A 12,385-nucleotide genomic window follows, 5' to 3' on the forward strand; every position below is an offset into this window, starting at 1 on the left:
GCGTCCTCCGTGGGGCGGGTACGGAGGGACGGCGGCGGCGACGCGGTGGGCCGTCGGGGTCCTTGTGTTCTCAGCATGGACCTGGGGAGTGGTGGGCGCATCGCGGGACGGTGGGTCTGCCCGGCGGGGCGCGAGCACGCCGACATCGCGTCGGCATCCGGGCTTTTCGGGCGGGCGTAGCGTAGAGGCCATGACGACGTACGGATCATTTCCCGGTACTCGGCCGCGGCGGTTGCGGATCAACCCCGTGATGCGTCGGATGGTCGCCGAGACCCGGCTGCACCCCGCTGACCTCATCCTTCCGGCCTTCGTGCGGGAGGGCGTCAGCGAGCCCGTGCCGATCGCCGCGATGCCGGGGGTCGTGCAGCACACCCGGGACAGTCTGAAGAAGGCCGCCGCGGAGGCGGTCGCGGCGGGGATCTCCGGGATCATGCTGTTCGGCGTGCCGGAGGAGTCGAAGAAGGACGCGCTCGGGACACCTGGCACCGACCCGGACGGAATTCTCCAGGTCGCCCTCCGGGACGTGCGGGCCGAGGTCGGCGATGATCTGCTCGTCATGTCCGATCTGTGTCTCGACGAGACCACCGATCACGGGCACTGCGGGGTGCTGGACGCCGAGGGGCGGGTCGACAACGACGCGACCCTGGAGCGGTATGCCGAGATGGCCCAGGTGCAGGCCGACGCCGGCGCCCATGTCGTCGGGCCCAGCGGGATGATGGACGGGCAGATCGGGGTCGTCCGCGACGCCCTCGACCAGATCGGGCGGGAGGACGTCGCCATCCTCGCCTACACGGCGAAGTACGCCTCCGCCTTCTACGGGCCCTTCCGGGAGGCCGTCGGCTCGTCGCTCAAGGGGGACCGGAAGACCTATCAGCAGGATCCCGCGAACGCCCGGGAGTCGCTGCGTGAGCTCGCCCTCGATCTCGAGGAGGGCGCCGACATGGTGATGGTCAAGCCGGCCGGGCCCTACCTGGACATCCTCGCCCGGGTCGCGGACGCCGTGGACGTGCCGGTGGCCGCCTATCAGATCTCCGGCGAGTACTCGATGGTCGAGGCCGCCGCCGAGAAGGGCTGGATCGACCGGGACCGGGCGATCCTGGAGACGCTGACCGGCATCCGCCGGGCCGGTGCGCGCAGCATCCTGACCTACTGGGCCACCGAAGTGGCCCAGAAGCTCAAGGATCAGTAGGTCGGCGCGTCGTCCATGTCGTGCGGCCAGTAGGTGACCGTCAGGGTGCTGTCGTAGGAGACGCCCTTGGCGGGCAGGGCGGGGAGCGCCGAGGGGCCGCCGTCGCTGTGGGGCGTGCGGCCCTGAAAGCCGACCGTGAGCTTGTGGCCCGTGGTGCCCCACTCGCCGCTGCCGTCGGCCGCCGACAGTGAGACGCCCGCGTAGCCGGACTCGCCGGGGGCCAGGGTCGTGACGGCCTGCGGCTTGGAGTCCTTGATCGGCTGCGGGACCCACTGCATCTCGTCGACCAGAGGATCGTCGTCGCTCGCGGGTCGGTCTGCACGGGCACCATCAAATCACTTGAACCGTTAGGTTGTTGACCGCCGTAGTGGTTGCTTATTGAACCACCCACTCTTCAGGGAGACGTCCATGTCCGGTGACGCCCTCAGCCAGGATCCCGCCGAGCTGCAGAGGAGGATCGACAGCAGCAAGGCGCACCCGGCCCGGGTCTACGACGTCTTCCTCGGCGGCAAGGACCACTACCCCGCCGACCGGGACGCGGCCGCCGCCGCGCTGGCCGCCAACCCGCGCGGGTACCTCGACGTGCGCCACAACCGCGACTTCCTGCGGCGTGCGGTGACCACGCTCGTGGAGCGGGACGGCATCCGGCAGTTCCTCGACATCGGGACCGGCCTGCCCACCGCCGAGAACGTGCACCAGATCGCGCAGCGCATCACGCCCGAGTCGCGGGTCGTGTACGTCGACAACGACCCCGTGGTGCTCGCGCACGCACGCGCCCTGCTGAACAGTGGCCCCGAGGGGCGTACGGACTACATCGACGCCGATCTGCGGGACCCGGCCCGCATCCTCGAACAGGCCGCCAAGACCATCGACTTCGACCGGCCGGTCGCGCTGTGCCTGGTGGCGATCCTGCACTTCGTCGCGGACGAGGAGGCATACCCGCTGGTGCGCGGACTGCTCGACGAACTGCCCGTCGGCAGCCGGCTGGTGCTGAGCCACCTCACCGAGGACCTCAACCCCGAGAACATCCGCGCGGTCCAACGGACCTACACCGAACGCGGGTTCACCTTCGTACTGCGGTCCCGGGCCGACGTCGAGCGGTTCTTCACGGAGAACGGTCTGGAGATCGCCGACCCGGGCGTCGTCCCCGCGCACCGCTGGCGGCCCGATCACGCCGCCCCCGTCCCCGAGCAGCCGGAGGAGTCCTTCCTCGCCGGGCTCGACGAGATCGAGAAGGTGCGCTACCGCGACATCAACGACGTCACGGACGCGGACATCAACGTCTACGCGGCCATCGGCGCCAAGGGATGAACCGTGGGGCCCCGGGCCCCCGTCCGTGCACAGCCGGCGTCCGGATCCCGGAAACCTGCTTGTAGGTGGCACGTACTTCTTTAGGCTGCGGGGCACCAGGCGTCACCGCAGCCGAAGGAGCCCTGCCATGACCGTCGCCGAACCCCTGCCCACCCATGCTCCCGTGCCGCCCCTGGCCGCGCGGGCGCGGGCCGTCGGCGGCTCTCCCGTACGGGACATCCTGGCCGTCACCGCCCGCCCCGAGGTGATCAACTTCGCGGGCGGGCTCCCGGCGCCGGAACTGTTCGACGCGAAGGGTGTCGCCGCCGCGTTCGAGGCGGTGCTCGCCGAGGCGCCCGCGCGGGCGTTGCAGTACTCCACGACCGAGGGCGAACCCGCGCTGCGGGACGCGCTCGCCGCCCGCACCACCGCGCGCGGCCTGCCGACCGGCCCCGACGACCTGCTCGTCACCACCGGCTCCCAGCAGGCCCTCTCCCTCCTGGCCACCGCCCTCCTCGAACCCGGGGACACCGTCCTCGTCGAGAACCCCTGCTACCTCGCGGCACTTCAGGCCTTCGGCTTCGCCGGAGCGCGGATCGTGGCCGTGCCCGGTGACGAGCACGGCGTCGATCCCGAGGCCCTGGAGGACCTCGTCGTGCGCGAGCGGCCCCAACTGCTCTACACCGTCCCCACCTTCCAGAACCCGACCGGCCGGACCCTGCCCGCCGAACGGCGCGCCGCCGTGGCAGCGGTCGCCGCCCGGCGCGGACTGTGGATCGTCGAGGACGACCCCTACGGGGAACTGCGCTACGACGGCGCCCGCGTGCCGTGGATCGCCGCCCAGCCGGGCGCCGAGGACCGCACGGTGCTGCTGGGCAGCTTCTCCAAGGTCATGGCCCCCGGGCTGCGGCTGGGCTGGCTGCGGGCACCCGCTGAGCTGCGGCGCGCCTGCGCCGTCGCCAAGCAGGCCGCCGACCTGCACACCCCCACCGTCAACCAGCTCGCCGCGGCCCGCTACCTCGCCGACAACGACCTCGACGCCCATGTCGCCCGCGTCGCCGCCGTGTACCGCGAACGCCGCGACGCGATGCTCGCCGGGCTGGCCGGGGCACTGCCCGAGGGCTCGGTCTGGAACCGGCCCGAGGGCGGCATGTTCCTCTGGGCGCGCCTGCCCGAGCCGTACGACACGACGGCCCTGCTGCCGCAGGTGGTCCGGCAGAACGTGGCCTACGTCCCCGGCGCCCCCTTCCACGCCGGCCCGCCGGACCGGACGACCCTGCGGCTGTGCTTCGTGACGCAGACGCCGCAGGAGATCGAGGAGGGGCTGCGCAGGCTGGGGGAGGGGCTCAGTCCCACCAGAAGTGCCACGTCCGCTGGTTGAGGACCTGGTGCTCGGCGTAGGCCCGGAGGGTGGGGTGCGTGCCCTGGTGGATGTTGTCCGGGCAGAACGCGAAGTGCTCGGCGGCGATGGCTTCCGCGTCGGCCAGGGTGGTGGGCGGGGCGGCGACCGACACCAGCAGGTGATCGAAGCCGAGGGCTATGAGGCGGAGGCCGAAGCGGTCCTCCCAGGAGCGCAGCACCGCGCTGATCCGGGCCGTGTCACCGTCGTGGTCGGCCGGGCCCGTCCAGCCGATCGCCGTCGGGATGTCCGCGCTGCGGCGGGCCGGGACGAGGGCGAGACGGGGGTCCTTGAGGGGGCCGCCGTCGCCGAGCAGGGCGTCCGCGGTGCCGGCGGCCACGGTGTCCGGGGCCTGGGCCCCAGGGGCGGCATCGGCCGGGCCGGGCCAGGCTTCGCCCTGCGCGGCGTGCTCTTCCCAGTACTCCGCCAGGACCTCCTCGGCGTCGTGGTCCCCGGGGTAGGACACCTCGCCCGGCATCAACTCCCAGCGCTCCGGGCCGCCGTGGCCGTCGCCCGTCGCGAGGACGACCGGCAGGAGGCCCGCACGACGGGCCGGCTCCAGCGCCGTCCAGCCGCCCGGGACGGCCCGTTCGCCGGCGCACTACAGCAACGGCTCGTGCCAGGGGCCCTCGTCGGTGGTGTCGAGGAGCGTCCCGGCGGGGAGTCGGAGGCCGAGCGAGCCGCCGCTCGGGTCTGCCGCCAGCTTTGGCAGGAGGTTGGGAAGAGTCGCCATGGTGGTGACTGTAGAGCCGCGCACTGACAATCCGACCCGGCCGACGACCGCCGTAGCGGACAGCAACTGACCTACTTCCTGCCTACGGTTGGGACATGACCACTTCCTCCGAGAAGACGGACCTGCTCGCCGCGTTCGCGGAGCAGCGCGCGCTGCTGCTGATCACCGTGCGCGGACTCACCGACGCGCAGGCCGGGCGGCGTACGACGGTGAGCGAGCTGACGCTCGGCGGCATCGTCAAGCACCTCGCCACGGGAGAGGAGATGTGGACCCGGGTCATGTCCGAGCGCGACGGTGAACTGCCCGACGGCATGCTCGACACGGCGCAGTACCGCATGGCCGAGGGCGACACGCTCCCCGCGCTGCTGGAGCGCTACGCGTCGGCCGCCCGGGCCACCGAGGAGGCGGTGTCTGCGCTGCCGGACCTGGACGTCAGCGTGCCGCTGCCGAAGACGCCCTGGTCCCCGCCGGAGCCCGAGTTCTGGTCCGCGCGCCGGATCCTGCTGCACCTGATCAGGGAGACCGCTCAGCACGCCGGGCACGCGGACCTCGTCCGGGAGACCCTGGACGGCGCGAACACCACGGCTCAGCGCTGACGCCCGAGGGCGGCACCCCCTGGGGGGAGCGCCGCCCTCGGCCTGTTCACTTCCGGGTGCGCTCAGAGCCGCTCGGGCGTCCGGATGCCCAGCAGGGCCATGCCCCGGTGGAGCGTGCGGGCCGTGACGTCGCAGAGGAACAGACGGTTCTCGATCTGCTCGGGCGTCTCGGCCTTCAGCACCGGGCACTTGTCGTAGAACGTCGTGAAGAGCGACGCCAGCTGGTACAGATACGCCGTCAGCTTGTGCGGGGCGTGCTCCGCCGCCGCCTCCGCCACCGTCTCCCCGAACGAGTCGACGTGCAGGCCCAGCGCGCGCTCCGCCGCGTGCAGGTCCAGCTCCGGGTGGGCGGCGGGACGGGCCTCGCCGGCCTTGCGCAGGATCGACCGGATCCGGGCGTAGGCGTACTGGAGGTACACGGAGGTGTCGCCGTTGAGTGAGACCATCTGGTCCAGGTCGAACTTGTAGTCGCGGTTCGCCGACGTCGACAGGTCCGCGTACTTCACCGCGCCGATGCCCACCTGGGTGCCCCGCTCGGCGATCTCCTCCTCGGAGAGGTCCTGGGCCTTCTCCCGGACCACGGCCGAGGCACGGTCGATCGCCTCGTCGAGCAGGTCGACCAGGCGGACCGTCTCGCCCTCACGGGTCTTGAACGGCTTGCCGTCCTTGCCGAGGACCGTGCCGAAGGCGAGCTGGACCGCTTCGACGTCGTCGTTCAGCCAGCCGGCGCGGCGGGCCGTCTCGAAGACCATCTTGAAGTGGAGCGACTGCCGGGCGTCCACGACGTAGAGGAGTGTGTTCGCCTTGATGTCGAAGACCCGGTCGCGGATCGCCGAGAGGTCGGTCGCCGCGTAGCCGTAGCCGCCGTCCGACTTCTGCACGATCAGCGGGACCGGCTTGCCGTCCGGGCCCTTGACGTCGTCGAAGAAGACACAGAGGGCGCCTTCGGAACGGACCGCCACGCCCGACTCCTCCAGGAGGCGGCAGGTCTCGGCGAGCATGTCGTTGTACCCCGACTCGCCGACGATGTCCTCGTCGCGGATCTCCATGTCCAGCTTCTCGAAGACGGAGAAGAAGTAGATCTTCGACTCGTCGACGAACTTCTGCCACATGGCGAGGGTCTGCGGGTCGCCCGCCTGGAGGTCCACCACCCGGCGCCGGGCACGGGTCTTGAACTCCTCGTCGGAGTCGAACAGCTTGCGCGAGGCCTTGTAGAGGCGGTCCAGGTTCGACATCGCCTCCTCGCCGCTCACCTCACCGGACTCGTGGTCCAGCTCGTGCGGGTGCTCCTCCAGGTACTGGATGAGCATGCCGAACTGGGTGCCCCAGTCGCCGATGTGGTGACGCCGGACCACGTGCTCGCCGGTGAACTCCAGCAGCTGCACCACCGAGTCGCCGATCACCGCGGAGCGCAGGTGCCCGACGTGCATCTCCTTCGCCACGTTCGGCTGGGCGTAGTCGATGACCGTGGTGCCCGGCCGCTCCGCGCGCGGCACGCCGAGGCGGCCGGTGTCGTCCGCGTAGCGCGCGGCGAGGTTGCGGGTGATCGCGCGGTCGGTGACGGTGACGTTCAGGAAGCCGGGGCCGGAGACCTCGACGTCCTTGATCAGCTCACCCGACTCCACCCGGGAGACGACCTGCGTGGCCAGCTCGCGCGGGTTGGCCTTCTCCTTCTTCGCGAGGGCCAGGATTCCGTTGGCCTGGAAGTCGGCCCGGTCGCTTCGTCGCAGCAGCGGATCCGCGGAACCGGCCTGCGGCAGGGCTGCCGACAGGGCCGCCGCGAGGCGCTGGTGGACGGAATCGCTGAGGGACGTGACCGAGGCCATAGGTAAGGGTGCCGTTCTCCTCGTGGGGATGGATAGACCCGCCCAGTATCCCATGGGGGTAAAGCCGTTTTTCCGGGCGCGAGCAGGTCTGGGACAATGGTGCGGTCAGCCGTGCGACCGTACCGGCTGCCCGATGCAGAAAGAAGGACGTGCCGATCGTGGCTCAGAGCACCGAGACCACCGACTGGGTCTCCCGTTTCGCGGATGAGGTCATCGAGGAGTCGGAGCGCCGGGCCCCGGGCAAACCCGTCGTCGTCGCGTCCGGCCTCTCGCCGTCCGGCCCCATCCACCTGGGGAACCTGCGGGAGGTCATGACCCCGCACCTCGTCGCCGACGAGATCCGCCGCCGGGGCCACCGGGTGCGGCACCTGATCTCCTGGGACGACTACGACCGGTACCGCAAGGTGCCGGCCGGTGTCCCGGGCGTGGACGAGTCGTGGGCCGAGCACATCGGCAAGCCGCTGACGTCCGTACCGGCGCCCAAGGGCTCCTCGTACGCCAGCTGGGCCGAGCACTTCAAGGCCGCGATGATCGAGTCGCTGGCCGAGCTCGGCGTGGAGTTCGACGGGATCAGCCAGACCGAGCAGTACACCTCGGGTGTGTACCGCGAGCAGATCCTGCACGCCATCAAGCACCGCGGCGACATCGACGCGATCCTCGACCAGTACCGCACGAAGAAGGCCCCGGCCAAGAAGCAGCAGGGGCAGAAGCCGGTCGACGAGGCCGAGCTGGAGGCCGCCGAGGGCTCCGGCGCGGCCGCCGAGGACGACGGCGGCTCCGGCTCCGCCGGGTACTTCCCGTACAAGCCGTACTGCGGCAACTGCGAGAAGGACCTCACCACCGTCACGTCCTACGACGACGACTCCACCGAGCTGACGTACGCCTGCACGGCGTGCGGCTTCTCGGAGACGGTCCGGCTGAGCGAGTTCAACCGCGGCAAGCTGGTCTGGAAGGTCGACTGGCCGATGCGGTGGGCGTACGAGGGCGTCGTGTTCGAGCCCTCCGGTGTCGACCACTCCTCGCCGGGGTCGTCGTTCCAGGTCGGTGGGCAGATCGTCGGGATCTTCGGCGGGAAGCAGCCGATCGGGCCGATGTACGCCTTCGTCGGGATCTCCGGCATGGCGAAGATGTCGTCCTCGAAGGGCGGCGTGCCCACCCCGGCCGACGCCCTGCGGATCATGGAGCCGCAGCTGCTGCGCTGGCTGTACGCGCGCCGCCGGCCGAACCAGTCCTTCAAGGTCGCCTTCGACCAGGAGATCCAGCGGCTCTACGACGAGTGGGACCGGCTGGACGCCAAGGTCGCCGACGGCAGCGCCCTGCCGGCCGACGTGGCCGCGCACGCGCGTGCGGTGGGTACGGCCGCCGGTGCGCTGCCGCGGACGCCCCGGCCGCTGTCGTACCGGACGCTGGCGTCCGTCGCGGACATCACCGCCGGGCACGCGGACCAGGCGCTGCGCATCCTCAGCGAGCTGGACCCGGAGCAGCCGCTGACCTCGCTCGACGAGGCCCGCCCGCGCTACGACAAGGCCGAGGCCTGGATCAACACGCACGTCCCGGCCGACCAGCGGACGATCGTGCGGGACGAGCCGGACGCCGAGCTGCTGAAGTCGCTGGACGAGCAGGGCCGCGAGTCGCTGCGGCTGCTGCTCGACGGGCTGGCCGGCCACTGGTCGCTGGACGGGCTGACGCACCTGGTCTACGGCGTGCCGAAGGTGCAGGCCGGGTTCTCCGCCGACGCCACGCCGAAGGAGCTGCCGCCGGAGATCAAGACCGCCCAGCGGTCCTTCTTCGCCCTGCTGTACCACCTGCTGGTCGGGCGGGACACCGGGCCGCGGCTGCCCACGCTGCTGCTGGCGGTGGGGCAGGACCGGGTGCGGTCGCTGCTGGGGGACTGAGCCACTGAGGGGGCCCTCACAGGAGGGCCCCCCTTTTTTGTGTCAGGCCTTCTGGAAGAGCGGCATCGTCGACGAGCCGAAGGCCTCGGTGTCGGTGTGCGTGCTGATTCCGGCATGGCCCCGGTTATGCGATGTGGTCCTCTTCCAGTTCCGCGTTGTGGCGGTTCGTGAAGCGGTTGACCATCCGCTTGGCATCCTCCGCGGGCAGGCCGATACCGAACTCGGCCTCCACGTTGTCCATCAGCTCGCGCGGCGTCGGGTAACTGCCGTTGATCGACTGCTTGAAGACCTGGTAGTACGACTCCTCGTCCGGCGCGGCGCCGGGCAGCGGGGCGCCGCCGCCGTCCCCCAGTTCACGGGTGCGGCCCGGGCCCACCGGGATGGGGAAGCTGCCGGTGTCCTCCGGGGAGGGCTCCTGCTCGAACTGGGCCTGGTACCGCTCGGGGTCCTGCTCGAACTGGGCCTGGTACCGCTCGGGGTCCTGCTCGAACTGGGCCTGGTACCGCTCGGCCTCCTGCTGCTCCGCGATCCACTGGGCGTACTGCTCCGCCGGGTCGTAGTCGGGGTCGTAGCCGCCCTGGTACTCGACCTCGCGGGGCGTGTTGAACCACGGGCTCTGCTCGGGCTCCGGGACGCTCGCCGGCTGCCCGGCCTCGTGGTTGCCCTCCAGCTGCGGCCGCTGCTCGACGGGCGGTGCCGCCCGCAGCGGGGCGGGCGTCGCAGCGGCGGCGCGACCGCCCGCGGCCATCTCGGTCCGCTGAGGCGCCGGGGGTATCAGCGCCGGCTCTATGCCCGCCGCCGCCAGTCCCGCGGGAGCCGTCTCCGCCAGCGGCACCCCGTACCGCGCCAGCCGCAGCGGCATCAGGGACTCCACCGGTGCCTTACGGCGCCAGGCCCGGCCGAACCGCGACCGCAGCCGGGCCTGGTAGACCAGACGCTCCTGCTCCAGCTTGATGACCTGCTCGTAGGAGCGCAGCTCCCACAGCTTCATGCGGCGCCAGAGGAGGAACGTGGGGAGGGGGGAGAGGAGCCAGCGGGTGAGGCGGACGCCCTCCATGTGCTTGTCGGCCGTGATGTCCGCGATGCGGCCGATCGCGTGCCGGGCCGCCTCGACCGAGACCACGAACAGGATCGGGATCACCCCGTGCATGCCCACACCGAGCGGATCCGGCCACGCCGCGGCGCCGTTGAACGCGATCGTCGCCGCCGTCAGCAGCCAGGCCGTCTGACGCAGCAGGGGGAACGGGATCCTGATCCAGGTGAGGAGCAGATCCAGGGCCAGCAGGACGCAGATGCCCGCGTCGATGCCGATCGGGAAGACGTACGAGAAGTTCCCGAAGCCCTTCTGCAGGGCCAATTCGCGGACCGCCGCGTACGAACCGGCGAAGCCGATACCGGCGATGATCACGGCGCCGGCCACGACCACGCCGATGAGAACGCGGTGCATCCGAGTCAGTTGCAGTGGCGCGGCCACCCGTACTCCCCTCCCCTTGCGTGTTGTTGCGCGCAACAGGGTGGCACATATGTGCGGAGGACGGGTGGCCGGTTCCCGTCGGGACGGTTCAGCTCTTCGACGTCGGTTTCTTGGACGGCGACGTCGAGGCGTCCTGCGAGGCCTCGTCCGAGGCATCCTGGGAAGCCGACCCGGACGGCGACTTCGAGGGGGACTTCGACTCGGTCTTCGAAGGACCGGCGCTCGCCTTGCCGCCGCCGCCGCCGGCGCCGTTCGCGTCGGACACCGCGGCCACGACCTCCTTGGCCGCCTTCTTCGCGTCCTTCAGCAGGTCGTCGCCGCTCGGCGTCTTGTCACCGGCCAGACCGGCGCCGTTGTAGTCGAGCGTGACGACGACGTTCTCGACGCGTGCCACGATCGTCTGCTGCTTGAAGGTGCCTTCCTTCTTCTTCAGGTCGTAGCGCACGGCCGTCGCCTGGTCGCCCGTGCCGGTCACCGGCTCGGTCTTGACGCTCTTCGCGCCCTCGACGGCCTGCGCCTCCTGGACCTGCTTCTCGAAGTACTCCTGGGCCAGCTCGTCGGCCGGGCCGCGGGTGACGTCCGACTCGAAGCGCAGCATCGACACGTTCAGCCAGCGGAACTGCGAGCCCTTCACGCCGTTGTTGTCGAGGCTGTTCCAGGAGCAACTGGCACGCGTCGAGATGTCGTCCGACTTGCCCTCCTTGCCGGACTTGCCCTCCGGTACGAGGTCCTTCAGCGTCTTCTTCGAGAACGCCTTGCACGGCTCCGGAAGCTTGCCGTACGCCGCCGCCCGCACCGTCGGGGACGGGCTCGCGGACGCGGACGCCGCGGCCTTCCCCGCCGTGTCCGTGCTGTCGCCGGAGCCGGAGTCCGAGGAGCAGCCGGCGGCGACCAGCATCACGGGGACGGCGGCCGCGCAGACAAGGACGCGGTTGAGGCGCTTCGCTGGCTGGTCTCGCTGTGCTCGTCGCTGCATGGTTCCTTCACTCATGACGCTCGTGGTTCCCTGCGGTCGGAACGGGTCCGGGTGGTCACGGTACGCGGTGAGGCGACGGTGTGTTCTTCCTTCCCGCGCTTTCCGGGTTCGCGTGAAGGGGCCGTGAAGAGGCCTCAGTCGCTCAGCGAATCCGCCAGCTGGGAGGCCAGTTTCTGCGCCCTGTCCTGCATTTCCTTGCTGTCCGGGACGACGCCGACGGTCGTCGGCTGCTCCGCGTACTCGATGGTCACGATGACGTTGGACGTGCGGAACGCCACAGTCACCGTCCGCTGCTCGGCCGTCGAGCCGGAACTGTTCAGACCGTCGTCGAGGAAGGCCTCGTCGCCGAGGTCCTCCAGCACCCGGGGCTGCAGCTCGGTCGGGGCCGCGGACGGGGACGCCGAGGGCGAGGAGGAGCCGGACGGAGAAGGGGAACCGCTCGGGGACGCGGCCGAACCGCCCGCCGGGGTACCGCCGGTGGGCGCCGTCCCGGTGGCGGTCGGCGCGGGCAGGTGGGCCGAGGCCTCCTGCTCCGCGAAGAGCTGCTCGGCCTGGCTGTCGTCGCTGACGGAGTTGTCGTAGGAGACGACCCGCTCGAAGTCGATCCACAGATGGTCGGTGGCGTCCGGGGAGTCGACCTTCCAGCGGCAGCCGACCTTGCGGTCGGTGTCGAAGGTGCTCGTCGGCTCGCCCTCGTAGGCCCTCTCGCGTTGCTCCTCGTCGCGGATCCGCCGGATGCCGGGGAGGAGTTCGTCGAGCGTGCTCTCGCTGACCACGGCGCAGGGCTCGGGCAGCGTGCGGTAGCGGCCGGGCTCGGCGGCGGGCGACGCCGTGCCGGCGTCACCCGGGTTGGAGTCGTCCGCCGAGCCGCCGTCGGCCGAGCCGCCGGTGCAGCCGGCCAGTACCGCCGCGAGGAGCACGGCGATACCGGGTGCGTACGCCTTCCGTTGCACGTGGTGGCCCCTCTCGAGACGGATATTGGCTTGCCGCCGCAGGGCGGACGATGA

The 12,385-nt window shown here is 71.1% G+C and carries 11 protein-coding genes and 1 pseudogene; 5 read left to right on the forward strand and 7 right to left on the reverse strand.

Annotation, left to right across the window (positions count from 1 at the left end; all coding sequences use genetic code 11):
* Window positions 1–190 precede the first annotated feature (190 nt).
* Window positions 191–1,189, forward strand: coding sequence for a porphobilinogen synthase (gene hemB / locus QNO09_RS29415; RefSeq protein WP_283973287.1), 999 nt, complete (start codon window positions 191–193; stop codon window positions 1,187–1,189).
* Here the strand turns inward: hemB and QNO09_RS29420 are convergent.
* Window positions 1,183–1,473 (reverse strand): annotated as a pseudogene (locus QNO09_RS29420) (DUF4232 domain-containing protein); the annotation flags it as partial. The gene hemB and the pseudogene QNO09_RS29420 sit on opposite strands and share 7 nt — an antisense overlap.
* A 124-nt stretch (window positions 1,474–1,597) precedes the next feature.
* On the opposite strand from QNO09_RS29420, the gene QNO09_RS29425 reads away from it, so the two are divergent.
* Window positions 1,598–2,500 carry an SAM-dependent methyltransferase gene (locus QNO09_RS29425; RefSeq protein WP_283973288.1) on the forward strand — a complete coding sequence of 301 codons (903 nt, stop codon included), beginning with the start codon at window positions 1,598–1,600 and terminating at the stop codon, window positions 2,498–2,500.
* 127 nt (window positions 2,501–2,627) lie between these two features.
* Window positions 2,628–3,860, forward strand: coding sequence for an aminotransferase-like domain-containing protein (locus tag QNO09_RS29430; protein WP_283973289.1), 1,233 nt, complete (start codon window positions 2,628–2,630; stop codon window positions 3,858–3,860).
* On the opposite strand, the gene QNO09_RS29435 is transcribed toward QNO09_RS29430, so the two are convergent.
* Window positions 3,826–4,440: a DUF4253 domain-containing protein gene (locus QNO09_RS29435; RefSeq protein WP_283973380.1), complete on the reverse strand. Its 615-nt coding sequence runs from the start codon at window positions 4,438–4,440 to the stop codon at window positions 3,826–3,828. The genes QNO09_RS29430 and QNO09_RS29435 overlap by 35 nt on opposite strands.
* A 39-nt stretch (window positions 4,441–4,479) precedes the next feature.
* Window positions 4,480–4,611 (reverse strand): hypothetical protein, encoded by a 132-nt coding sequence (locus QNO09_RS29440; RefSeq protein ID WP_283973290.1) that lies wholly within the window; start codon window positions 4,609–4,611, stop codon window positions 4,480–4,482.
* 95 nt (window positions 4,612–4,706) lie between these two features.
* Here QNO09_RS29440 and QNO09_RS29445 point away from each other — a divergent pair, with 95 nt between their 5' ends.
* The gene (locus tag QNO09_RS29445; protein WP_283973291.1) at window positions 4,707–5,207 is read left to right on the forward strand and encodes a DinB family protein; all 501 of its coding nucleotides are present in this window, start codon (window positions 4,707–4,709) and stop codon (window positions 5,205–5,207) included.
* A gap of 62 nt (window positions 5,208–5,269) precedes the next feature.
* Here QNO09_RS29445 and argS read toward each other — a convergent pair whose 3' ends face one another.
* Window positions 5,270–7,033: an arginine--tRNA ligase gene (argS, locus tag QNO09_RS29450; protein ID WP_283973292.1), complete on the reverse strand. Its 1,764-nt coding sequence runs from the start codon at window positions 7,031–7,033 to the stop codon at window positions 5,270–5,272.
* A gap of 149 nt (window positions 7,034–7,182) precedes the next feature.
* On the opposite strand from argS, the gene lysS reads away from it, so the two are divergent.
* On the forward strand, window positions 7,183–8,928 hold the full coding sequence (lysS, locus tag QNO09_RS29455) for a lysine--tRNA ligase (protein ID WP_283973293.1): 1,746 nt from the start codon (window positions 7,183–7,185) through the stop codon (window positions 8,926–8,928).
* Between the two features lie 124 nt (window positions 8,929–9,052).
* On the opposite strand, the gene QNO09_RS29460 is transcribed toward lysS, so the two are convergent.
* The 3 genes from QNO09_RS29460 to QNO09_RS29470 all read right to left on the reverse strand — a co-directional run bounded on the left by QNO09_RS29460 (window position 9,053) and on the right by QNO09_RS29470 (window position 12,331).
* Window positions 9,053–10,375: a DUF2637 domain-containing protein gene (locus tag QNO09_RS29460; protein WP_283973294.1), complete on the reverse strand. Its 1,323-nt coding sequence runs from the start codon at window positions 10,373–10,375 to the stop codon at window positions 9,053–9,055.
* A 115-nt stretch (window positions 10,376–10,490) separates the two neighbouring features.
* Window positions 10,491–11,393, reverse strand: coding sequence for a DUF3558 family protein (locus QNO09_RS29465; protein ID WP_283973295.1), 903 nt, complete (start codon window positions 11,391–11,393; stop codon window positions 10,491–10,493).
* A 119-nt stretch (window positions 11,394–11,512) separates the two neighbouring features.
* Window positions 11,513–12,331: a DUF3558 domain-containing protein gene (locus QNO09_RS29470; RefSeq protein ID WP_283973296.1), complete on the reverse strand. Its 819-nt coding sequence runs from the start codon at window positions 12,329–12,331 to the stop codon at window positions 11,513–11,515.
* Window positions 12,332–12,385: the final 54 nt, after the last annotated feature.

The organism is Streptomyces sp. 378, from assembly GCF_030124145.1.
Taxonomy (GTDB): Bacteria; Actinomycetota; Actinomycetes; order Streptomycetales; family Streptomycetaceae; genus Streptomyces.